The organism is Pseudomonas sp. FP215, from assembly GCF_030687795.1.
GTDB lineage: Bacteria > Pseudomonadota > Gammaproteobacteria > Pseudomonadales > Pseudomonadaceae > Aquipseudomonas > Aquipseudomonas salmasensis.
In genome coordinates this window covers 1373499-1396857 of record NZ_CP117447.1, presented here as the reverse complement: position 1 = coordinate 1396857, position 23359 = coordinate 1373499, and the positions used below count along the sequence as shown (strand labels likewise).

Below are 23359 nucleotides of genomic sequence, written 5' to 3'. Positions count from 1 at the left end.
TGTCCATTTGCCACTTTCCCCAGACCGGTAAATCGCCCTACGCCGCGCGGTAAATTCTCTCTCCGGCATGGCTCAGGATTCCACCATCGCCATCGCCTCTTCCACATCCACTGCTACCAATCGCGAACATCCCGGCTCATGCATCGTCACGCCCATCAACTGGTCGGCCATTTCCATGGCGATCTTGTTGTGGGTGATATAGATGAACTGCACGGTCTGGGACATCTCTTTAACCAACCGAGCGTAGCGTCCAACGTTAGCGTCATCCAGCGGTGCGTCAACTTCGTCGAGCATGCAGAACGGCGCCGGGTTCAACTTGAAGATGGCAAATACCAGGGCCAATGCGGTCAGGGCTTTCTCGCCGCCGGACAACAAATGGATGGTGCTGTTCTTCTTGCCCGGAGGCCGCGCCATGATCGTTACCCCTGTATCGAGTAGATCTTCGCCCGTCAGTTCCAAGTAGGCGCTGCCACCACCGAAAACTTTTGGGAATAACGCCTGTAAACCGCCATTAATCTGATCAAAGGTATCTTTGAAGCGGTTGCGGGTTTCCTTGTCGATCTTGCGGATCACGTTTTCCAACGTGTCCAGGGCTTCCACCAGATCGGCGTCCTGGGCATCCAGATAACGTTTACGCTCGGACTGCTGCTGGTACTCATCAATGGCGGCGAGGTTGATCGCGCCCAAGCGCTGAATACGTGCGGCAATCCGTTCAAGTTCTTCTTCGGCGTCTTTCTCGTTGGCCTGGGCGGTCAGGGTGTTGAGTACGCCGTGCAGGTCATAGCCGTCTTCCAGCAATTGGTCTTGCAAGGTCTTGCGGCGCACGCTGAGGGCTTGCCATTCCATGCGCTGTTGTTCGAGCTGGCCGCGGATCAACTGGGACTGCTGCTCGGCCATGGTGCGGCGCTTTTCGGCGTCGCGCAGTTCGCGGTCGGCGTCTTCCAGGGCGATCTGTGCAGTCTTGAGTTCGACGTCGACGGTCATGCGCTTGTCGAGTAATTCCTCAAGCTTGAGGCGCAGCTCTTCCAGCGGCGCCTCACCCTCCTCCAGGTTGAGGCTCAGTTGCTCGCGCTTTTCGGTCAGGCGTTCGGACTGCATCTCCAGGCGCTCAAGGGCCTGGCGCGTGGAATCATGCTGGGCGCGCAACGAGCCCAGGCGTACGGCCAACTGATGGGCGTGATCCTTGTGCTGCCGGGCTTCCTGGCGCACGCGGTCAAGGCGCTCGCGCAGGCTGTCGCGCTGGGCCAACAGCAATTCGCGCTGTTCGGTGTCCAGGGCCATGCTGTCGAGGGCTTCCTGCAAGTGCAGGCGCGCTTCACCGATCTGTTCGTGTTCCAGGGCGCGCTGTTCGCCCATCTCTGCTACTTCTTCGTCAAGACGGGTGCGGCGCAGGGTCAATTGTTCGACCTTGGCCCTGCTCGCCGACAGTTGGGCTTTCAACTCGCCTTGCTGGCGCGCTTCGTCCTGCAACAGACGGCGCAGGTGTTCGCGGCCGGTTTCCTGCTGGCGCTGGGTGGCGCGCAGGGTTTGCAATTCAGTTTCCAGGCTTTCCAGGGTGGCTTCGCGTTCTTCACGCTCGGCGCTCAGGTTGACGATTTCCTGGCCACGGGCCAATACGCCACTTTCCGCTTCACTGGCGCGGCGCACGCGCAGGAAGTGGCGGCCGACCCAATAGCCATCGCGGCTGATCAGGCTTTCGCCGGCCGCCAACTGGCCGCGCTGGGCCAGGGCTTGCTCAAGGGACTCCACCGGCCTGACCTGGCCCAGCCAGGGCGACAGATCTATCGCCGCCTCAACCTTGTCCAGCAAACTGCCCGGCACCCGCGTACCGTCGGCCGCCGGGCTGAGCAGGCGCAAATCGCCCTGGGCAAACCCGGCCAGGTCGAAGCCGCCGAAATCATCCACCAGCACCGCTTGCAGATCGGCGCCCAGCACGGTTTCCACCGCCAGTTCCCAGCCGGCTTCGACTTTCAAGCCTTCGGCCAGACGCGGGCGCTCGGCCAAATGCTGATCGCGCAGCCATTCAGCGGTGCCGGTACCGGGGTCGAGCGCGGCTTGCTGCAAGGCTTCCAGCGAAGCCAACCGACCATTGAGCCGCTGCAAATCGCCTTGGGCCTGCTGCTGCGCCTGGGTCGCGGTGTGCAATTGCTGACGCAGTTGCTCCAGGCGCTCCACTTGCTGTTCTTCGCTGGCCTCCAGCTCTTCCAGGGTCATTTCGCTTTCGGCCAGTTGCTCGCTCAACTGCATGATTGCCGCGTCTTCCGGGTCGGCGGCGAGCAGTACGCGCTCTTCCTGCAGCCGGCGCTGGCGCTCGGCCAGGCGTTCCATGCTGGTTTCCAGCTGCTGGATGCGCGACTGCTGCACCTCGGCCTGGCGGCGTGGCTCGGCGGATCGCAGGTTGAAGGCGTCCCACTGTTCCTGCCAACCGTGCATGGTGGTTTCGGATTCTTCCAGGGCGGCGGCGGCTTCTTCGGCGGCGGCGCTGGTGATTTCCTGCTCGGGGGTGAGCATGTCCAGCTCTTCACCCAGGGTCAGCAGCAAGGTGCGGTCATGGCCCAGGTGCGATTCGGTTTCCAGGCGTGCGCGTTCGGCTTCCTTCAAGTCGTCCTGCAACTGGCGCAAACGTTGCTGGCCGTGCTGGATGCTCTGCTCGACCCGAGCAATGTCACCGCCCACCGAATAGAAGCGGCCCTGCACCAGATTGAAGCGCTCGGACAACTCATGGTGGCCGTCACGCAGGCGTTCAATGCTGGCGTCGGCGTTACGCTGCTCGGCCACCAGTGCTTCAAAGCTGACTTCCTGGGTGCCAATAATCGCTTCGCGCTGGCCCACCTGATCATTCAATGCCTGCCAGCGCAGGGCCGACAGTTGCGCCTTGAGCTGGCGCTCCTCGCCCTTGTATTCCTGATACTTCTCGGCGGCCTGGGCCTGGCGGTGCAGGCGTTCGAGCTGGCGCTCCAGTTCTTCGCGCAGGTCGGTGAGGCGGGCGAGGTTTTCGTGGGTGCGGCGGATACGGTTTTCAGTCTCGCGGCGGCGCTCCTTGTACTTGGAGATACCGGCCGCTTCTTCGATAAAGTTACGCAGGTCTTCGGGCTTGGCCTCGATCAGCTTGGAGATCATGCCCTGCTCGATGATCGAGTAGCTGCGCGGACCGAGGCCGGTGCCGAGGAAGATATCGGTGATATCGCGACGACGACACTTGGTGCCGTTGAGGAAGTAACTGTTCTGGCTGTCGCGGGTGACTTTACGACGGATGGAGATTTCCGCGTAGGCCGCGTATTCGCCGATTAGGGTGCCGTCGGAATTATCGAATACCAGTTCGATACTGGCCTGGCTCACCGGCTTGCGGCTGGTGGAGCCGTTGAAGATGACGTCGGTCATCGACTCGCCGCGCAGGTTTTTCGCCGAGCTCTCGCCCATCACCCAGCGCACGGCGTCGATGATGTTCGACTTGCCGCAGCCATTGGGCCCCACCACCGCCGCCATGTTGCTGGGGAAGTTCACGGTGGTGGGGTCGACGAAGGATTTGAACCCCGCCAACTTGATGCACTTGAGCCGCACGCTTAGACGTCCGCCAAGGCTGCGATGACCAGCGAACTGCTGCGCTGGCAATAGGCTGTGAGCACCAGGCGAATCTGCACCAGGTCACGGGCAAGCACCGCAGCGAGCAATTGCGCGAACAGCGCCTGGAACTCGCTCATGGACGCCTTGCGCTGATCCAGGGCCAGGTAATAAGCGCGGTTCATCGCCGGCTGCAGGTTTTCAACGGTTTCCTGCAAATACGGGTTGTTGGCGAAGGGGTAAGCGGCGCGCATCACGTTGAAGCTTTCTTCGACGAAGGCGCGGATGTCCTCGCGCTCCAGGCTCAGTTGCAGGCGTTGCTGGATCTGCAGGAACGGCGCCATGTCGGCCTGGGTCTGCCAGCCTTCGGCAACCGCATTGCCGAGCAGGATGTACATCTCGCCCATCAACGTACACAGGCTCTGCACCTTGTGCGCGGTGAGTTCGGTGACGTGGGCGCCACGGCGCGGCAGGATCGCAATCAGATGGCGGCGCTCAAGGATCAGCAAGGCTTCGCGCACGGAACCACGGCTGACGTTGAGCGCCAGCGTGACCTTCTGTTCCTGGATCCGCTCCCCAGGCTTGAGATCGCCGCGAATGATACGTTCGGCGAGGTGGTGAGCAATTTGCTCGGCGAGACTGTCCGGCGCCTTGAACGTCATGTTTTCCCTTCAAAATCTGCTATCGGTACAAGCGCGGCAGTGTAGCGCATTGGCCCGCTGATGGCGCTACGCCCACCGTGGCGAATTTGGCATGAAATAAGCAACGTTGAAAGCCTGCAAGCCGCCAAAAACGCCGGTTCCAGAAGACTGGACCATAATTGAACGTGTTGCGACCGCATTTTCTTGACCCTTAGGTCAGAAAACCATTGACCGAAAAGTCAGACATGACTAGATTCGGCGCAAAGCGGTTAACAACAATAATGAGTCTGCGAGGCCTTCCGTGATCCAGTTTTTACTTAACCAGGAACTCCGTAGCGAGCACGCCCTGGACCCCAACCTGACCGTGCTTAACTATCTGCGCGAGCACGTGGGCAAACCCGGTACCAAGGAAGGCTGCGCCAGTGGCGACTGTGGCGCGTGCACCGTGGTGGTCGGCGAGCTGCACATCGACGAGCAAGGCGCCGAGCAGATTCGTTATCGCAGCCTCAACTCCTGCCTGACATTTGTGTCGTCACTGCACGGCAAACAACTGATCAGCGTCGAAGACCTCAAGCACCAGGGCCAACTGCACAGCGTGCAACAGGCCATGGTCGAGTGCCACGGTTCGCAGTGCGGCTTTTGCACCCCAGGCTTTGTGATGTCGCTGTTTGCCCTGCAAAAAAACAGCGACGCCCCCGACAGTCAGAAAGCCCATGAAGCCCTGGCCGGCAACCTATGTCGCTGCACCGGTTATCGCCCGATCCTCGCCGCCGCCGAACAGGCCTGCTGCAACAAACCCCAGGATCAATTCGACAGCCGCCAGGCTGAAACCATCGCCCGCCTCAAGGCCATCGCGCCGACCCAGACCGGTGAACTCAACAGCGGTGACAAGCGCTGCCTGGTGCCGCTGACCGTCGCCGACCTGGCCGACCTCTACGACGCCTACCCGCAGGCCCGCCTGCTGGCCGGTGGCACTGACCTGGCGCTGGAAGTCACCCAGTTCCACCGCACCCTGCCGGTGATGATCTACGTGGGCAACATTGAAGCCATGAAGCGCATCGAGCAGTTCGACGACCGCCTGGAAATCGGCGCGGCCACCGCCCTCTCCGATTGCTACGCCGCGCTGCACCACGAATACCCGGACTTCGGCGAACTGCTGCAGCGCTTCGCCTCCCTGCAAATTCGCAACCAGGGCACCCTGGGCGGCAATATCGGCAACGCTTCGCCCATTGGGGATTCGCCGCCGTTGCTGATAGCTCTGGGCGCGCAGATCGTACTGTGCAAGGGCAACACCCGCCGTACCCTGGCGCTGGAAGACTACTTCATCGATTACCGCGTCACCGCGCGCCAGGACAGCGAATTCATCGAGACCATTATCGTGCCCAAGGGCCACACGCTGTTTCGGGCCTACAAGGTGTCCAAGCGACTGGACGACGATATTTCCGCCGTGTGCGCGGCGTTCAACCTGAAGATCGACAACGGTGTGGTCAGCGCGGCTCGCGTTGCCTTCGGAGGCATGGCCGCTACACCAAAACGCGCAAAAAATTGCGAGGCCGCGTTGGTGGGCGCCATCTGGAACTTGGCCACGGTCGAGAAAGCCTGCGCCGCCCTGGCACAGGACTTCACCCCACTGTCGGACTTTCGCGCCAGCAAGGAATACCGCCTGCTCAGCGCGCAGAACCTGCTGCGCAAATACTTCATCGAACTGCAAACGCCGCACATCGAGACTCGGGTGACCGCTTATGTCTAACCATCACGCCGTGGTAAAAACCCAGGCCGAACTTGCCGCACTGTTTGCCCAGGACCTCACCACCGGGGTCGGTCGCAGCGTCAAGCATGACAGCGCCGCCAAGCACGTCAGCGGTGAAGCGCAGTACATCGACGACCGCCTGGAATTCCCCAACCAGTTGCACCTGTATGCGCGCATGTCCGACCGCGCCCACGCCCGCATCATCAGCATCGACACCGCGCCCTGCTATGCCTTCGACGGCGTACGCATAGTCATCACCCACGAAGACGTGCCGGGCCTGAAAGACATCGGCCCGCTGATGCCCGGCGACCCGCTGCTGGCCATCGACACCGTGCAGTTCGTCGGCCAGGTGGTGCTGGCCGTGGCCGCCCGCGACCTGGAAACCGCACGCAAAGCGGCGATGGCAGCGGTGATCGAATATGAAGACCTGGAGCCGGTGCTGGATGTGGTCGAGGCATTTCGCAACAAGCATTTCGTGCTCGACAGTCACACCCACCAACGCGGCGATTCGGCCACTGCGCTGGCAAGCGCCAAGCACCGCATCCAGGGCACCTTGCATATCGGTGGCCAGGAACATTTTTATCTGGAAACCCAGATCTCTTCGGTGATGCCCACCGAAGACGGCGGCATGATCGTCTACTGCTCCACGCAAAACCCCACCGAAGTGCAAAAGCTGGTGGCCGAAGTGCTGGATGTGTCGATGAACAAGATTGTGGTGGACATGCGCCGCATGGGCGGTGGTTTTGGCGGCAAGGAAACCCAGGCCGCCAGCCCGGCGTGCCTGTGCGCCGTGGTGGCGCGCCTCACCGGCCAGCCGACCAAGATGCGCCTGCCACGGGTCGAAGACATGCTGATGACCGGCAAGCGCCACCCCTTCTATATCGAATACGACGTGGGCTTTGACGACACCGGCCGCCTGCACGGCATCAACCTGGAGCTGGCAGGTAACTGCGGCTGTTCGCCGGACCTGTCCAACTCGATTGTCGACCGCGCCATGTTCCACGCCGACAACTCGTATTACCTGGGCGACGCCACGGTCAACGGCCATCGCTGCAAGACCAACACCGCCTCCAACACCGCCTATCGCGGCTTTGGCGGCCCCCAGGGCATGGTCGCCATCGAAGAGGTGATGGACGCCATCGCGCGCCATCTGGGCCAAGACCCGCTGGCGGTGCGCAAGGCCAACTACTACGGCAAGACCGAGCGCAACGTCACCCACTACTACCAGACCGTCGAGCACAACATGCTCGAAGAAATGACCGCCGAGCTGGAAGCCAGCAGCCAATATGCCGAGCGCCGCGAAGCGATCCGGCTGTACAACGCCCACAGCCCGATCCTGAAAAAGGGCTTGGCGCTGACCCCGGTGAAATTCGGTATTTCGTTCACCGCCAGCTTCCTCAACCAGGCGGGCGCACTGATCCATATCTACACCGACGGCAGCATCCACCTGAACCACGGCGGCACCGAGATGGGCCAGGGCTTGAATACCAAGGTGGCGCAAGTCGTAGCCGAGGTATTCCAGGTCGACATCGACCGCGTCCAGATCACCGCCACCAACACCGACAAGGTGCCTAACACCTCGCCCACGGCCGCCTCCAGCGGCGCCGACCTGAACGGCAAGGCCGCGCAGAATGCGGCCGAAACCATCAAGCAGCGCCTGGTGGAATTTGCGGCGCGCAAGTACGACGTGAGCGAGGCGGACGTGGAGTTTCGCAACGGCCATGTGCGCGTGCGCGAGCAGATCCTCAGCTTCGAAGCGTTGATCCAGCAGGCGTATTTCGCCCAGGTGTCGCTCTCCAGCACAGGCTTCTACAAGACCCCGAAAATCTTCTACGACCGCAGCCAGTCACGCGGGCGGCCGTTCTACTACTACGCGTTCGGCGCGGCTTGCTGCGAAGTAATCGTCGACACCCTGACCGGCGAATACAAAATGCTGCGCACCGACATCTTGCACGATGTGGGCGCCTCGCTGAACCCGGCCATCGACATCGGCCAGGTCGAAGGCGGCTTCATTCAGGGCATGGGCTGGCTGACCATGGAAGAGCTGGTGTGGAACAACAAGGGCAAGCTGATGACCAACGGCCCGGCCAGCTACAAAATCCCGGCGGTGGCCGACATGCCGCTGGACCTGCGAGTGAAGCTGGTGGAGAACCGCAAGAACCCGGAGGACACGGTGTTCCACTCCAAGGCCGTGGGCGAGCCGCCGTTCATGCTCGGGATTGCGTCGTGGTGTGCGATCAAGGATGCGGTAGCGAGCCTCGGTGATTATCGCCATCAGCCCCACATTGATGCGCCGGCGACGCCGGAGCGGGTGTTGTGGGGGTGTGAGCAGATGCGGCAGTTGCAGGTGGCGAAAGCTGTCGAGGCTGACACTGAATTGGCTTCGCTCTAGACCCAGGCGCTGCCATCGCGGGCAAGCCCGGCTCCCACATTTTGAGGTGCGAACCCGATCAAATGTGGGAGCTGGCTTGCCTGCGATAGCGGCCGAACTAACAGCAGAAATGTTGAGGTAGACATGGACAACTGGATCAGCGCCCTCGCCACCCTGCAAAACCAGGGCGAACCCTGCGTACTGGTGACCATCATCGAAGAACTCGGCTCCACCCCGCGCAACGCCGGTTCCAAAATGGTCATCAGCGCCGCGCAAACCTTCGACACCATCGGCGGCGGGCACCTGGAATACAAGGCGATGCAGATCGCCCGGGACATGCTGGTGCGTGGCCAGCAAAACACCCATCTGGAGCGCTTCAGCCTCGGTGCCAGCCTGGGCCAGTGCTGCGGCGGCGTCACCGTGTTGCTGTTCGAGCCCATGGGCCAGGCGCAGGCGCACATCGCCGTATTTGGCGCCGGCCATGTCGGCCGTGCGTTGGTGCCATTGCTGGCAAGCCTGCCCTGCCGGGTGCGCTGGATCGATTCCCGCGAGCAGGAATTCCCGCAGCATATCCCCCAAGGCGTGCGTAAAATCGTCAGCGAAGAGCCGGTCGACGAAATTGCCGACTTGCCGGCAGGCAGTTACTGCATCGTCATGACCCACAACCACGCACTGGACCTGGAACTGACCGCCGCCCTGCTCAAGCGCAACGACTTCGCCTACTTCGGCCTGATCGGCTCGAAAACCAAGCGGGTCAAATTTGAACACCGCCTGCGTGACCGTGGCTTTGATGCCACGCAGTTACAGCGCATGCGCTGCCCCATGGGCCTCCCCGAGGTCAAGGGCAAGCTTCCGGTGGAAATCGCCATCTCCATCGCCGGCGAAATCATCGCCACCTATAACGCCAATTTCGGCCAGCACCTTGCCGGCGCCGAACCTATTGCCAAACTGCTGCCGGCTTCGCGCCGCAGCCACGCTATCTAAATCGAGACGATCATGCCTTTGACTCGCAAAGCCTACCGTGCCGCCATCCTGCACAGCATCGCCGACCCTGCCGTTGTTGGGATCGAAGCCTCCTATGAATATTTCGAGGACGGCCTGCTGGTGATCGACAACGGCCAGATCAGCGCCCTTGGCCACGCCAGCGACCTGCTGCCGAGCCTGCCCGCCGATATCGACATCACCCATTACCAGGACGCGCTGATCACCCCTGGCTTGATCGACACCCATATCCACTTGCCGCAGACCGGTATGGTCGGCGCCTATGGCGAACAGTTGCTGGACTGGCTCAACACCTACACCTTCCCCTGTGAAAGCCAGTTTGCCGACCAGGCTCACGCCGAAGAAGTCGCGGATATCTTCATCAAGGAACTGCTGCGTAACGGCACCACCACCGCGCTGGTGTTCGGCAGCGTGCACCCGCAATCGGTGAATGCATTCTTTGAAGCGGCCGAGAAACTCGACCTGCGCATGATTGCCGGCAAGGTGATGATGGACCGCAACGCACCGGACTACCTGACCGACACCGCCGAATCCGGCTACCAGGAAAGCAAGGCACTGATCGAACGCTGGCACGGCAAGGGGCGCCTGCATTACGCGGTGACGCCCCGCTTCGCGCCTACGAGCACGCCGGAACAACTGACGCTGGCCGGGCAGTTGCTAGGCGAATACCCAGATCTGTACATGCAGACCCACATCAGCGAGAACAAGCAGGAAATCGAGTGGGTAAACGAGCTGTTCCCGGAGCGCAACGGCTACCTGGATGTCTACGACCACTACAAGCTGCTCGGCGAGCGCTCGGTGTTTGCCCACGGCGTACACCTGTGTGACGACGAATGCGCACGGCTGGCAGAGACCGGCTCGGCAGTCGCGTTCTGCCCGACCTCGAACCTCTTCCTCGGCAGTGGCTTGTTCAACCTGCCGATGGCCGAAAAACACAACCTAAACGTGGGCCTGGGCACCGACGTGGGCGGCGGCACCAGCTTCTCGCTGCTGCAAACCCTGAACGAAGCGTACAAGGTCATGCAACTGCAAGGTGCGCGGTTGAGCCCGTTCAAGTCGCTGTACCTGGCAACCCTGGGCGGCGCCCGGGCGTTGCGCCTGGAAGACAAGATCGGCACCTTGCAGCCGGGCACCGATGCGGACTTTTTGGTACTGGATTACAACGCCACGCCGCTGCTGAGCTATCGCCTGAAACAGGCCAATAACATTGCCGAGACGTTGTTTGTACTGATGACGCTGGGGGATGACCGGACGGTGCTACAGACCTATGCAGCCGGGCAGCTCGTGCACCAGCGCTGATTTCGGATACACCATCGAAACAAATGTGGGAGCGGGCTTGCTCGCGAATGCGCAGTGTCAGTCTCTAGGTATATTGACTGATCCACCGCATTCGCGAGCAAGCCCGCTCCCACAATTTTGTTCTCAGTGAGCCAGGGAAACTAGAGTTTTACTGAAGAACGCCCTGGCTTCTTGGTCTGCAACAAATGCGAAAACACCGCATGCAAATCATCCGACGCGCTCTCTTCATCGAGGTTGAGCTTGCTGTCGATGTGATCCATGTGATGCATCATCAAGTTCACCGCCAACGTCGCATCCCGTGCTTCGATCGCATCGATCAACTGGGTGTGTTCATCGTAGGAACAGTGCGAGCGGTTGCCGCTTTCGTACTGGGCGATGATCAATGACGTCTGCGACACCAGGCTGCGCTGGAAGCTGATCAGCGGCGCGTTCTTCGCGGCTTCGGCCAGCTTCAAGTGGAATTCGCCGGAGAGGCGGATACCGGCGCCACGGTCACCACGGGAGAAGCTGTCGCGCTCGTCGTTGACCATCTGGCGCAACTCGGCCAACTGCTCGGCCGTGGCGTGCTGCACCGCCAACTCCGTGATCGCCCGCTCCACCAGGCGCCGGGCCATGAACACCTGGCGCGCTTCTTCGACGCTTGGGCTGGCAACCACCGCACCGCGATTGGGCCGCAGCAGTACCACGCTTTCATGGGCCAGGCGCGACAGCGCGCGGCGAATGATGGTGCGGCTCACGCCGAAGATCTCGCCCAGTGCCTCTTCACTCAATTTGGTTCCGGGCGCCAGGCGTTGTTCAAGGATCGCCTCGAAGATATGCGCATAGACGATATCGTCCTGGGTTCCGCTGCGACCGGCCTTGCCGGCTCGCGGTTGTTTCTTGAGAGGTTGCAACTGTTCGTTCATGGGCACTCGGGTTTGAGAACGGCGAATTAACGGTAATACGGCAACAGCGTGTCGCTGGCAAGTATCACCTAAAAACAGCGCACATTGTACACAACCCACTGCGCCAACACACTGTACGGCTGTTTGCGGGCTCGGCTGTATTGCAATGACTCGTTACGTTTGAGTTTAGGCTTGATTCCACGATTTCCCATGAACGACATCCCACTGTAGGAGCGAGCTTGCTCGCGAAGAACCCAAGGGCGCCGCGTTTAATCTGATTGCCCGCGTTATCGTTGGCGATTTTCGCGAGCAAGCTCGCTCCTACAGCGTGCGGAGTCAGGTAAAAGGAACACCTCTCCATGACCGACGCCACCCAAGCGCCCTTGCGCCCACTGGCCGACACTTCTGCGTCGGCCGTCGTCGCCGGCTTTATCGCCATGATGACCGGCTACACCAGCTCCCTGGTGCTGATGTTCCAGGCCGGCCAGGCCGCCGGCTTGACCACCGCGCAGATATCTTCATGGATCTGGGCAATTTCCATCGGCATGGCGGTGTGCAGCATCGGCCTGTCCCTGCGCTATCGCACCCCCATCACCATCGCCTGGTCCACCCCTGGCGCGGCGCTGCTGATCACCAGCCTTGGCGGCGTGAGCTATGGCGAGGCCATCGGTGCCTACATCACTTGCGCGGTACTGGTGACGCTCTGCGGGTTGACCGGCAGCTTTGAGAAGCTGGTCAAGCGGATTCCGGCGTCACTGGCGGCAGCGCTGCTGGCGGGGATTCTGTTCAAGATCGGCAGCGAAATTTTCGTCGCCGCCCAGCACCGCACCGGGCTGGTGCTGGGGATGTTCTTCACCTACCTGATCATCAAGCGTCTGTCGCCGCGCTATGCCGTGCTGGCCGCCTTGCTCATCGGCACCGCCTTGTCAGGGCTGATGGGGCTGCTGGACTTCAGCGGCTTTCATCTGGAAGTGGCGACGCCCGTATGGACCACGCCGCACTTCTCGCTGGCGGCGACCATCAGCATCGGCATCCCGCTGTTCGTGGTGGCCATGACCTCGCAGAATATGCCAGGCGTTGCGGTGCTGCGGGCCGACGGCTACACGGTGCCGGCTTCACCGTTGATCACCACCACTGGTCTGGCTTCATTGGTGCTGGCACCGTTCGGCTCCCACGGCATCAACCTGGCAGCGATCAGCGCCGCGATCTGCACCGGGCCCCATGCCCATGAAGACCGCAACAAACGCTACACCGCGGCGGTGTGGTGCGGGGTGTTCTACGGCATTGCCGGGGTGTTCGGCGCCACGCTGGCGGCACTCTTTGCGGCGTTGCCCAAGGAGTTGGTGCTGTCGATTGCGGCGTTGGCGTTGTTTGGCTCGATCATCAATGGCTTGAGCATCGCCATGAATGAGCCGAAGGAACGGGAAGCGGCGCTGATCACCTTTATGGTCACCGCGTCAGGCTTGACGTTGTTTTCCATCGGGTCGGCGTTCTGGGGGATTGTGGCGGGGGTGTTGACGCTGCTGATTCTGAATTGGCGCAAGGCATAAAAAAACGGCGACCCTCAGGTCGCCGTTTTTTCAGTATCACTTAGCCGCGTTGATCGGCTTTTCCGGATACCACACGTCCAGCAACGGGCTGACTTCAGCCTTGGTCAGCTCGGAACGGGTTTTCAGCCAGGCTTCGACCGCAGCACGCTGCTCTTCGGAGACCGAGCCACGCTTCTGCAGGCAAACCAGACCGTAGTCATCGCCGCCCACATAGCCCAGGCCGTTGGCTTCCATGGCTTCTTTGATGAATGCTTCGAGGAAAGCGTCGATAGCTTCTTCACTCAGGCCTTCGTTGAAGTCCAGGTTCAGTTCGAAACCCAGCTCTTGAAATTCATCAACGCACAGTTTTTTGCGCAGACGCTGGGAACGGTTAGTCGCCATTGGAACAATCCTCATAAGTATTAACGGGCGGCACTTTAGCAGTTTAAGGCGGCAATTGCCCGACTCTCTGGGACCGACGTGCAAATGCGCGCAAAAAAACCACGATTAGCAGCTATCGTTCAGCTACACGTGGCGCCAGCTTGGGGCATAATGCCGACACTTTCGTGACCACTGAGGGATTTTCTTCCATACCCCTCGCCTTTTTCACCCTCCTCAGCAGTAGGGTTTTATTTCTTATGATCAAATCTTTGCGTTCAGTGTTACTTGCCAGTGTTGTCTTGCCCCTGGCCTTTTCCGTTTGCGCCGCGCCCGTCAATAACACCCTGCCACCCAGCGTTGCCCAGGCCTTGCAGAAGGCCAAGCTGCAAAATACCGCGCTATCCCTGGTGATGCTGCCCCTGAACGGCCCTGGTACCCCTACGGTTTTCAACGCCGACGTCTCGGTGAACCCGGCCTCCACCATGAAGCTGGTCACCACTTACGCGGCCCTGGAAATGCTCGGCCCCAACCATCAGTGGAAGACCGAGTTCTACACCGATGGCACCCTCAGCGGCGGCGTGTTGCGCGGCAACCTGTACCTCAAGGGCGGCGGCGACCCCAAGCTGAACATGGAAAAACTCTGGCTGCTGATGCGCGACCTGCGCGCCAATGGTGTGCAGCAAGTCACCGGCGACCTGGTGCTGGACCGCAACTTCTTCAACCAGCCGCAATTGCCCGAGTTCAACGACGACGGCAACGATGAGAACAAGCCATTCCTGGTCAAGCCCGACGCCTTGCTGGTCAACCTCAAGGCCCTACGCTTTGTAACCCGCAATGATTCAGGGCGGGTGATCGTGTCGGTCGAGCCGCCGATTGCCAGCATTCGCATCGACAACCAGGTGAAAGTCACCAACGCCAAACAGTGCACCGGTGACGTGCGCTACAGCCCGGTGACCGCCGCCGATGGCAGCGTGACCGTGACCGTCAGCGGCCAACTGGGTGATGGCTGCAGCTCGCAGACCTACCTGTCGCTGCTCGACCACGCCACCTACACCGCAGGCGCCGTGCGGGCGATCTGGAAGGAGTTGGGCGGCACCATCCAGGGCCGTGATATCCAGGCACCGGTGCCCAAGGATGCCAAAGTCCTGGCTCGCGCCTTCTCACCGGACCTGGCGGAGATCATCCGCGACATCAACAAATACAGTAACAACACCATGGCCCAGCAGTTGTTCCTGAGCCTGGGTGCACAGTTTCGCAACGATGCCGATGGCGACGATGCCAAGGCCGCGCAACGCGTCGTGCGCCAGTGGCTGGCCAAGAAAGGCATCACCGCGCCGCACCTGGTGATGGAAAACGGCTCCGGCCTGTCCCGCGCCGAACGGGTCAGCGCCCGCGAGATGGCGGCCATGCTGCAAGCGGCGTGGAAAAGTCCTTATGCGGCGGAGTACATCAGCTCGATGCCCATCGCCGGCACCGACGGCACCATGCGTAAACGCCTGAAAACCACCGCCCTGCGCGGCGAAGCCCATGTGAAGACCGGCACCTTGAACACCGTACGCGCCATCGCCGGCTACAGCCGCGACAACAATGGCAATACCTGGGCGGTAGTGGCGATTCTCAACGACTCCAAGCCGTGGGGAGCCTCGTCGGTGCTGGATCAGGTGCTGCTGGACCTGTATCGCCAGCCGAAGGCCGTTGCCGCCGCGCCGATCCTCTAAAGCCTCCCTCTGATCGTTCCCACGCTCTGCGTGGGAACGATCATCAACGATCAGCGCGTCTCAGCGACCACACACCTGCACCCGATCTCTGCCCGCCTGCTTGGCCACATACACCGCCGAATCCGCGCGCAGCAGCAAGCCATCGATACCTTCATCGACCCGCCAACTGGCCACGCCAAAACTGGCGGTAACCACCCCCACCGGCTCCATCGACGCATCGCGCAGCGACTGCCACAACTGCATCGCCAGGCTGTAGGCCTGGGCGCCATCGGTGTTGGGGCACAGCACCACAAACTCTTCCCCGCCGATCCGGCAAAATACATCGGTGCGGCGCAAGCGTTGGCCGATACGCTTGCACAACTCCTGCAGCACGCCGTCGCCCACGGCATGGCCGTGCTGATCGTTGATGCGCTTGAAGTGGTCGATATCGAGCATGATCAACGACAGCGCGCCAGACATACGGTTGAGCCGGAGCATTTCGCCCTTGAGGCGATCCTGGAAATAGCGACGGTTATAGATCCCTGTCAGGGAGTCGGTGATGGACAGCGCACGCAGTTCTTCCTCGACCCGTTTGAGATCAGAAATATCCGACACATAACCGTGCCAAAGCGTACCGCCTCCAGGTAACTCTTCCGGCGTCGCTTCCCCGCGAATCCAGCGCAGGCCTCGCTGGGGTAATTGCACGCGGTATTCTTCGCGCCAATGGCTCAGTTGCAACGCAGACAGGCGTATCGACGCACGTACGCGCTCCAGGTCCAAAGGATGAATGCGCTCCAGCACCTTGCCCGCATCCTGCTGCAGCACGCCCAGCTCGATTTCATAGATATCGCGCATGCCTTCGCTGGCATAGATGAAACGCCAGGTGTCTTGGGGCTCCAGGGTGAACTGGAAGATCCCACCCGGCACATGGGCGCTGAGTTTTTTCAGCAGGCGGTCGCGTACGGCAAGGGCCTCATAGGCGCGCTTTTGCTCGGTGACATCCAGGTAAATCGCCAGGTGCCCGACCCACAGGCCATGGTCATCCAAGAGCACGGTCGGCAACATGTTGACCGTCAGTTGGCTGCCGTCCTTGCGCACCAGCGTCCACTCACGGCCTTCATGTTGACTGTCCGGGCTCTCCACCAGCATCGCCTGGCTCGCGGGGATGCGCTTGCCCAGCGCCCTGCTCAACGGCTCAGCGCGGGCGTCGAGTTCCATGGCTACGTGCAGACGGTCCAAGGTCATATGCCCCAGCACCTCCTCGGCCGTAAAGCCCAGCATCTGCTCGGCACCGGCATTGAAGGTGTTGATCACGCCGCGCAGGTCCGTGGCAATGATCGCCACTTGAGTCGCCGCATTCAGCACACTGCGCAGTTGCCCATGGGCGCCACGCAACTCCTGCTCACGGGCACGCAATTGCACGGTGCGTTGCTCCACCAGTTTCAGTGCGCGCTGGCGCTGGCTCACCAGCATGTAAAGCAGCGCACTGAGCAAGGCGCTGAGCAACACGCCCATCGCCAGAATGGCGTGCATCGAGGAATGGTTGGCCCTGTCGAACACTTCGCTGGCGCTCAGGCTCAGGGCATAGACATGGTCGCCTAGGGTGAGGCGGCGCGCAGCCGTCAAGCCACTGCTGCCCAAGGCGTTGCTGGAGGCATACAACACCCGTTGCTGGGTGTCGGAAGTGTCTACGATCTGCATCACCAGGTTGTCCCGGTTGGGCCTGGGCAACCCCTCGGCTACCAGCTGACGCATGCTGATCACCGCCATCACATAGCCGTAGGGCTCGGCACCTGCGAGCTTGCTCACGGGCGCCACCAACAACACGCCTGCCGCATAAGCGGGTTCCACCCCCACCAGTTGCATGGGTTGCGACACCGCCAACTGGCCGCTTTGTTGCGCACGCTCCAGGGCTGAGCGACGCAGGGGTTGGGCCAGCAAATCAAAGCCCAGCGGCGAGCCCAGCAGACTTTGTGTCTGGCTGTACAGCACCGGTACGTATTCATCGCGTTCGGCCGCTGGCGCCAACTCACCTGCAGTATTCAGTTCGCGGATACTGAAAGGAATGCCGCGCTGGCGAGAAATGTCCTGCTCAAACAGGCTGCGCTGCGTGCGAAATATCCGTGGAGCCCAGGCATAAGCACGGGCATGCAACAACAGCGGTTTGGCGAAACCGTCGAACTCGGCGCGAGACACCTCGCCGGAATTGACGAAGAAACGCTGCAAGCTGCCCAGGCGTTGCTCCTGGTCTTCAAAACGTTCCTGGATGCGGGTGTAGCGCTCGTTGACCAGCAACTGGAACCGCTGGCGCACCTGTTGCTGATATAAGTCGGATGCCGCCCACGCGACGACCACCGTCAGCGCGCTACCGATCAACAACACCATCAATGCCACCAGCCAAGCCGATGCCTGCTCACTGATAAAACCAAGGATTTTCGGGCGAACGACTTGCATCGGCATAGGCAACACTCACAGCGCCAGTGTGCGGGGGTGTCACTTTGGCTAGGGCTTAAGTTATAGCCATCGGCAGGGTGTTTGACCAGCGTAAAACCGTCACGGACTTATTGTGGGCGAGGGAGCAAGCTCCCTCGCCACAGAGGCTTACTGTAGGAGCGAGCTTGCTCGCGAAAAACTCACAGGCACCGCGTTCATCCAGGATATCCGCGGTATCGTTGACGATCTTCGCGAGCAAGCTCGCTCCTACAGGGGAGAATCAGCGTGCGGTGATTTTCCAGGCGCGGTGGATCTTGGCATTGCGCGCAAAATCCGGGTCGATGGTCTTGTCGCTGATTTCCTCGACCGCATAGCGTTCGCTGAGGTTGTCTTCCAGCTGGAACTTGCGGAAGTTGTTGGAGAAGTACAGCACGCCACCCGGCGCCAGGCGCGCCATGGCCAGGTCGAGCAACTGCACATGGTCACGCTGCACGTCGAAGATGCCTTCCATGCGCTTGGAGTTGGAGAAGGTCGGCGGGTCGATGAAGATCATGTCGAATTCATCGCGGCTCGCGTCCAGCCACGCCATCACGTCACCCTGTTCCAGGCGGTTCTTGTCGGAAAAGCCGTTGAGGGAGAAGTTGCGACGCGCCCAGTCCAGGTAGGTCTTGGACAGGTCGACGCTGGTGGTGCTGCGCGCGCCGCCCTTGGCAGCATGCACACTGGCGGTGGCGGTGTAGCAATACAAATTGAGGAAACGCTTGCCCGCCGCTTCCTTCTGAATGCGCATGCGCATCGGGCGGTGGTCGAGGAACAGGCCGGTGTCCAGGTAATCGGTGAGGTTGACCAGCAACTTAACGCCGCCTTCGCTGACCTCGGTGAATTTACCTTGGGCACTCTGACGCTCGTATTGCTTGGTGCCGCTCTGACGCTCACGGCGCTTGACCACTACACGGCTCTTGTCGACGTTCAGTGCCTGGGGAATGGCCGCCAGGGCATCGAACATGCGGGCCGAGGCTTTTTCCGGGTCGATGGATTTTGGCGCGGCGTATTCCTGCACGTGCACCCAATCGTGGTACAGGTCGATCGCCATGGAGTACTCAGGCATGTCGGCGTCATACACACGGTAGCAATCCACGCCTTCGCGCTTGGCCCATTTGCCCAACAGCTTGAGGTTCTTCTGCAGGCGGTTGGCAAACATCTGCCCGCCTTCGCTCAAGCGCGCCTGCTCCACCACAGGGGCCGGGGCGGGTTTGATCGGGTTGCCGTTCTTGTTGTACTGACGCTCTGCCGGCTCGCTCGGGGCCTGGTCGTAAGCCGCTTGCTCACGTTCGGCCTGGCGCTGCTCCGGGGTACGGCGCTCGCCAGTGACAAACTGATCCGGGTTGACCTTGATCAGCAGCAACTTGCACGGCAATGCGCCGTTCCAGAACGAATACTGTTTGTGGCTACGGATACCCATGCGCTTGCCCAGGTCTGGCGCGCCGGTGAACACCGCCGCTTCCCAGCCCATGCAGGCCTGGCGCAGACGCTCACCGAGGTTCTGGTAGAGGTACAACAGGCTGGCTTCATCACCCAAGCGCTCGCCGTAAGGCGGGTTGCAGATGACCAGGCCTTTCTGGTTCTGGTCCGGGCGCGGCTCGAACGTGCCGACTTCGCCCTGGTACACCTTGATCCAGTGACTCAGCCCGGCGCGCTCGATGTTATTGCGAGCAGGCTGGATCAAGCGTGGGTCGGCTTCATAGCCACGCACCCACAACGGCGGCTTGTTCATGCCGATGGCGGCACGCTCAGTGGCTTCTGCGTGCAGTTTTTTCCACAGCGCCGGGACGTGGCCCAGCCAGGTGGTGAACCCCCAGAGTTCACGGTTGAGGTTGGGGGCCATGTCGGCGGCGATCATCGCGCCCTCGACCAGGAAGGTACCCACACCGCACATCGGGTCGGTGAGTGCGCCGCCTTCGGCTGCAATACGCGGCCAGCCGGCGCGGATCAGGATCGCCGCCGCCAGGTTTTCCTTCAGCGGTGCCGCGCCCTGCTGCAGGCGGTAGCCGCGCTGGTGCAGGCTGTGGCCGGAGAGGTCCAGGGACAGGATGGCTTCGCCACGGTCCAGGCGCAGGTGAATGCGCAGGTCAGGGTTGATCTTGTCGATGGACGGACGTTCGCCGGTCGGGGTGCGCAGTTTGTCGACAATCGCATCCTTGACCTTCAGCGCGCCGAAGTGGGTGTTGTCGATGCCCGAGCCATGGCCGCTGAACTCCACCGCGAGGGTACCGTCGGGGACCATGTGGTCAGCCCATTCGATGTCCAGCACGCCGTGGTAAAGATCCTCGGCGTCTTTCATCGGGAAGCGCTTGAGCACCAGCAACACGCGGTTGGCCAGGCGCGACCAGAGGCACAAGCGGTAGGCGGTTTCCATGTCGGCCATGCCGCGCACGGCCGAGGTGTGCTCGCGGGCTTCCTCAAGGCCAAGCCCGACGGCTTCCTCGATCAGCAGGCCTTCGAGGCCCTTGGGGCAGGTGAGGAAGAGTTCAAAACGGTCCGACATGGGGCATTCCAGGCTTTTCAGCAATAAGTGAACAGGCGACGCATCGCCGGTTCGGTTTTCAATCAAGCACTTTTCTCGAAGAGTGCTCGCGTGGCACGAATGTGCCGTTCCACCCCGTCTGGCGGGCTCTTGAGCCTTTATGGGCGAGGCAGAAGAAGAATGTTGCGCAACAAAAAGAAATATTCCGACCCTTCGTCGAATAATAACCGACTGCAACAGGCGGGCATTCTCACTAAGGAATTAAACCTTTCCTCTTTGCAGGGCACATCATAGCTGGCTTTGCCCTATAAAAGGGGCGAATAACCAGCCCAGCTTATGGCTATAGCATCGTTATCGTTACGTGCTTATGACAAAACGATCATTGAATACATGTGACCTATTGGTTAGAACTCAACACAGGTTGGCGCCGTAACGGTGCCAACACTTGGCTCGCCACGCCGGCAGCGAGCCCACCAACGGCAGAAAAACTCTGCCCGGCCTTGGACAAGGCCGAAGGATATCTAGACAGTCAACAAGTGAGGGAAACACCCTATGAGAAGACTTAAGCGTGATCCGTTGGAAAGAGCATTTTTACGCGGATATCAATATGGCGTTCATGGAAAATCCCGTGAGCTTTGCCCATTTACTCTACCGTCGGTACGCCAAGCCTGGATCAACGGCTGGCGAGAAGGACGCGGCGACAACTGGGACGGTATGACTGGCACTGCGGGCATCCACAGACTCAACGAACTTCACGCCGTCGGCTAATCAGGGGATTTAATTGCGACACACACATCTTTGAATCTGTAACGACTTAACCACGCGCGCCCCATCCGGGCGGCGGGCTTCGGCCCAGGGGCTCCTTCATGGAGCCCTTTTTATTGCCTGCTCAGCGTAAGGCAGCGATGGCATCCACCGACTGGCGAATCAGCGCCGGGCCTTTGTAGATAAAACCGGAGTACAACTGCACCAGGCTGGCGCCAGCTGCGATCTTCTCAGCCGCGTGCTTGCCTTCGGTGATACCGCCCACCGCGATGATCGGCAAACGCCCGGCCAACTCGGCCGCCAGCACCTTGACGATATGGGTGCTCTTGTCACGCACCGGCGCGCCCGACAGGCCGCCCGCCTCGTCACCATGAGCCAGGCCTTCGACGCCCACGCGGCTGAGGGTGGTGTTGGTCGCAATCACCGCATCCATCCCTGAATCCACCAGGGCCTGGGCCACCAGTACGGTTTCTTCATCGCTCATGTCCGGCGCGATCTTGATAGCCAGCGGCACACGCTTGCCATGACGCACGGCCAAGTCTTCCTGGCGCTGGCGCAAGGCTTCGAGCAGTTGCTTGAGGGAATCACCAAATTGCAGGCTGCGCAGGCCCGGGGTGTTGGGCGAGCTGACGTTGACGGTGACATAGCTGGCGTGGGCGTAGACCTTGTCCAGGCAAATCAGGTAGTCATCCACCGCACGCTCCACCGGCGTGTCAAAGTTCTTGCCGATGTTGATACCCAGGATGCCGGTGTACTTCGCCGCCTGAACCCGCGACAGCAGATGGTCGACCCCGAGGTTGTTGAAGCCCATGCGATTGATGATTGCCTCCGCTTCCGGCAGGCGGAAAATACGCGGCTTGGGGTTGCCCGGTTGCGGCCGCGACGTCACGGTACCGATTTCGACAAAGCCGAAACCCAACTGCGCAAACCCGTCGATGGCCGCGCCGTTCTTGTCCAGGCCGGCTGCCAGCCCGACCGGGTTGGGGAAGTTCAGCCCCATCACCGACACCGGTACTTTCGTCGGTGCCTTGCATACCAGGCCATTGAGCCCCAGGCGGCCACCAGCACCGATCAGGTCCAGGGACAGATCGTGGGAGGTTTCCGGGGAGAGTTTGAACAACAGCTGGCGGGCCAGGGTATACATGGGCGGGCTAGACTCGGATGGCGACAAAAGGTGGCGCTGATTATAGCCAGGGTGGCGGCCTGCATGCGAGGCGTGCCACCTGATCTCATTGACGTTGCGCCGTCAACGCCTCATAACGCACCCAGATCCTTTCGGCGTAGCGCAGACGCAATGCCTCACGCTGTGGCCCGGGCCCCGGCCCCACGTTGTAAGCCCCCACCGCCGTCCAGTTGTAGCCAAAACGCTGGATGAATTCGGCAAGAATCGAGGCGCCTACTTCCACCGACAGGCAAGGCTCGCTCAACAGCCGTTCTTCGGTAATGCCCTGCTTGAGCAAGCGCGGCAAGTGGATGCTGTTGATTTGCATCAAGCCGATATCCCGCGTGCCATTGCGGTTGGTGTAGTTCATCGCTTGCGCCCGGTAACCCGATTCGACCGAGGCGATAGCTTGCAGCAACTCTGGCTCAAGGTCGTAGCGGCTGGCCGCCTCTTCCCAGCAAAAGGCCCAGGCCTGGCTGCTGCCCATCAATACCCCGAGCACCAGGCCTTTGCCCCATGCCTTAACCCTGGACATTGCTGGCCTGACCACAGATGGCGCACACGTGTGCCACTGCCTTGGGTTGATCACCTGTGCGCACCGGGCAGGTAAAGCGATAGCCCTTGCCATAAATCGTCTTGATAAAGCCTTTGTCGGCCTTCAAGTGCTTGCGCAGGGAATAAATGCACCGCGTAAGTGACTCTTCGGCCACTTCGCCCCGAGGCCAGGCCAGTTCCAGCAAACGGTCCTTGGTCATCAGCGCGCCACCGGAGGCCAGCAGCAACCGCAGCACGTGCCCCTCCTTGGGAGGCAACTGAATATCCGCCTCCACGCCCGTCAACCGGCCGTCGCCATGCAAGGTCCAACGCGCGAAAACCAGGGACGTCGTCGTTTCATCCGTCACGACGGCCATACGCACCTCTGTAGTCGACTACTGACATTCAAATCCTTATTGTGTGACCAGCTCATCTGCCATGGGCACGACTATAAAAAACCGGCTCGAAGACCCGCGTTAGGAAAAAACCCATTCATTCGCCTTTTTTTGGCCACTGCCGGTCAGACAATTCGCTAACGCACCCTTATCGCGGCATAGGTATCTACACAACTTTGGTGCGACGCTGGACCTGCGGCGAGAGAGCTTGCTCCCGTGACGACCGGATAGCCGACGCTGTTCTAACTGACGCCCCGCGATCCAAATGTGGGAGCTGGCTTGCCTGCGATAGCGACCTGACAGTCGACACAGTTGGATTGTGTACATATCCATTCCTGCGGTAACGGCCACTTAGGGTTCCGCCCTGACGGCGGCTCACTTTTGAAAAGCGCAAAAGTAAGCAAAACGCTCTTGCCCCACCACTCGGCACC

General features: G+C 61.0%; 16 protein-coding genes. 7 read left to right on the top strand and 9 right to left on the bottom strand.

The genetic code is table 11. The features are described from left to right. Positions 1-72: 72 nt before the first annotated feature. Both smc and PSH76_RS06290 read right to left on the bottom strand, forming a co-directional pair. A complete protein-coding gene (gene smc, locus PSH76_RS06295) occupies positions 73-3561 on the bottom strand; it encodes a chromosome segregation protein SMC (protein ID WP_056786678.1) in 3489 nt (1162 codons plus the stop codon). 2 nt (positions 3562-3563) lie between these two features. Beyond that, on the bottom strand, positions 3564-4223 hold the full coding sequence (locus PSH76_RS06290; RefSeq protein ID WP_032895818.1) for a GntR family transcriptional regulator: 660 nt from the start codon (positions 4221-4223) through the stop codon (positions 3564-3566). Between the two features lie 280 nt (positions 4224-4503). Here PSH76_RS06290 and xdhA point away from each other — a divergent pair, with 280 nt between their 5' ends. The 4 genes from xdhA to guaD all read left to right on the top strand — a co-directional run bounded on the left by xdhA (position 4504) and on the right by guaD (position 10624). Next, entirely contained in the window at positions 4504-5952 is a 1449-nt protein-coding gene (gene xdhA, locus PSH76_RS06285) for a xanthine dehydrogenase small subunit (RefSeq protein ID WP_305493755.1), read from the top strand. Beyond that, positions 5945-8344, top strand: a complete 2400-nt coding sequence (xdhB, locus tag PSH76_RS06280) for a xanthine dehydrogenase molybdopterin binding subunit (RefSeq protein WP_098950669.1) — start codon at positions 5945-5947, stop codon at positions 8342-8344. The genes xdhA and xdhB overlap by 8 nt, the downstream gene beginning before the upstream one ends. 123 nt (positions 8345-8467) lie before the next feature. Beyond that, positions 8468-9307, top strand: a complete 840-nt coding sequence (gene xdhC / locus PSH76_RS06275) for a xanthine dehydrogenase accessory protein XdhC (protein ID WP_098950668.1) — start codon at positions 8468-8470, stop codon at positions 9305-9307. Between the two features lie 12 nt (positions 9308-9319). Next, positions 9320-10624, top strand: coding sequence for a guanine deaminase (guaD, locus tag PSH76_RS06270; RefSeq protein WP_032895814.1), 1305 nt, complete (start codon positions 9320-9322; stop codon positions 10622-10624). Positions 10625-10764: 140 nt separating this feature from the next. Here the strand turns inward: guaD and PSH76_RS06265 are convergent, their stop codons facing one another. Further along, positions 10765-11529 carry a GntR family transcriptional regulator gene (locus tag PSH76_RS06265; protein ID WP_014719469.1) on the bottom strand — a complete coding sequence of 255 codons (765 nt, stop codon included), beginning with the start codon at positions 11527-11529 and terminating at the stop codon, positions 10765-10767. A 338-nt stretch (positions 11530-11867) separates the two neighbouring features. Between PSH76_RS06265 and PSH76_RS06260 the strand changes: the two genes are divergently transcribed. Beyond that, positions 11868-13058, top strand: coding sequence for a benzoate/H(+) symporter BenE family transporter (locus PSH76_RS06260; protein ID WP_019820510.1), 1191 nt, complete (start codon positions 11868-11870; stop codon positions 13056-13058). A 36-nt stretch (positions 13059-13094) separates the two neighbouring features. Here the strand turns inward: PSH76_RS06260 and PSH76_RS06255 are convergent, their stop codons facing one another. Beyond that, positions 13095-13439, bottom strand: coding sequence for a YggL family protein (locus PSH76_RS06255; RefSeq protein ID WP_003193255.1), 345 nt, complete (start codon positions 13437-13439; stop codon positions 13095-13097). A 236-nt stretch (positions 13440-13675) separates the two neighbouring features. On the opposite strand from PSH76_RS06255, the gene dacB reads away from it, so the two are divergent. Beyond that, entirely contained in the window at positions 13676-15136 is a 1461-nt protein-coding gene (gene dacB / locus PSH76_RS06250; RefSeq protein WP_032895812.1) for a D-alanyl-D-alanine carboxypeptidase/D-alanyl-D-alanine-endopeptidase, read from the top strand. Positions 15137-15196: 60 nt separating this feature from the next. Here dacB and PSH76_RS06245 read toward each other — a convergent pair whose 3' ends face one another. Both PSH76_RS06245 and rlmKL read right to left on the bottom strand, forming a co-directional pair. Further along, a complete protein-coding gene (locus tag PSH76_RS06245) occupies positions 15197-17575 on the bottom strand; it encodes a diguanylate cyclase (protein WP_305493754.1) in 2379 nt (792 codons plus the stop codon). 253 nt (positions 17576-17828) lie between these two features. Next, complete coding sequence (rlmKL, locus tag PSH76_RS06240) at positions 17829-20093, bottom strand: bifunctional 23S rRNA (guanine(2069)-N(7))-methyltransferase RlmK/23S rRNA (guanine(2445)-N(2))-methyltransferase RlmL (RefSeq protein ID WP_032895809.1); 2265 nt, start codon at positions 20091-20093, stop codon at positions 17829-17831. 531 nt (positions 20094-20624) lie between these two features. On the opposite strand from rlmKL, the gene rmf reads away from it, so the two are divergent. Continuing rightward, positions 20625-20840: a ribosome modulation factor gene (rmf, locus tag PSH76_RS06235; protein WP_002553055.1), complete on the top strand. Its 216-nt coding sequence runs from the start codon at positions 20625-20627 to the stop codon at positions 20838-20840. Between the two features lie 121 nt (positions 20841-20961). Here rmf and PSH76_RS06230 read toward each other — a convergent pair whose 3' ends face one another. The 3 genes from PSH76_RS06230 to PSH76_RS06220 all read right to left on the bottom strand — a co-directional run bounded on the left by PSH76_RS06230 (position 20962) and on the right by PSH76_RS06220 (position 22910). Then, a complete protein-coding gene (locus tag PSH76_RS06230) occupies positions 20962-21981 on the bottom strand; it encodes a quinone-dependent dihydroorotate dehydrogenase (protein ID WP_305493753.1) in 1020 nt (339 codons plus the stop codon). Positions 21982-22066: 85 nt separating this feature from the next. Continuing rightward, the gene (locus PSH76_RS06225) at positions 22067-22534 is read right to left on the bottom strand and encodes a transglycosylase SLT domain-containing protein (RefSeq protein ID WP_305493752.1); all 468 of its coding nucleotides are present in this window, start codon (positions 22532-22534) and stop codon (positions 22067-22069) included. Further along, positions 22521-22910 carry a winged helix-turn-helix domain-containing protein gene (locus PSH76_RS06220; RefSeq protein ID WP_305493751.1) on the bottom strand — a complete coding sequence of 130 codons (390 nt, stop codon included), beginning with the start codon at positions 22908-22910 and terminating at the stop codon, positions 22521-22523. Before PSH76_RS06220 ends, PSH76_RS06225 begins: the two co-directional genes overlap by 14 nt. Between the last annotated feature and the right edge of the window lie 449 nt (positions 22911-23359).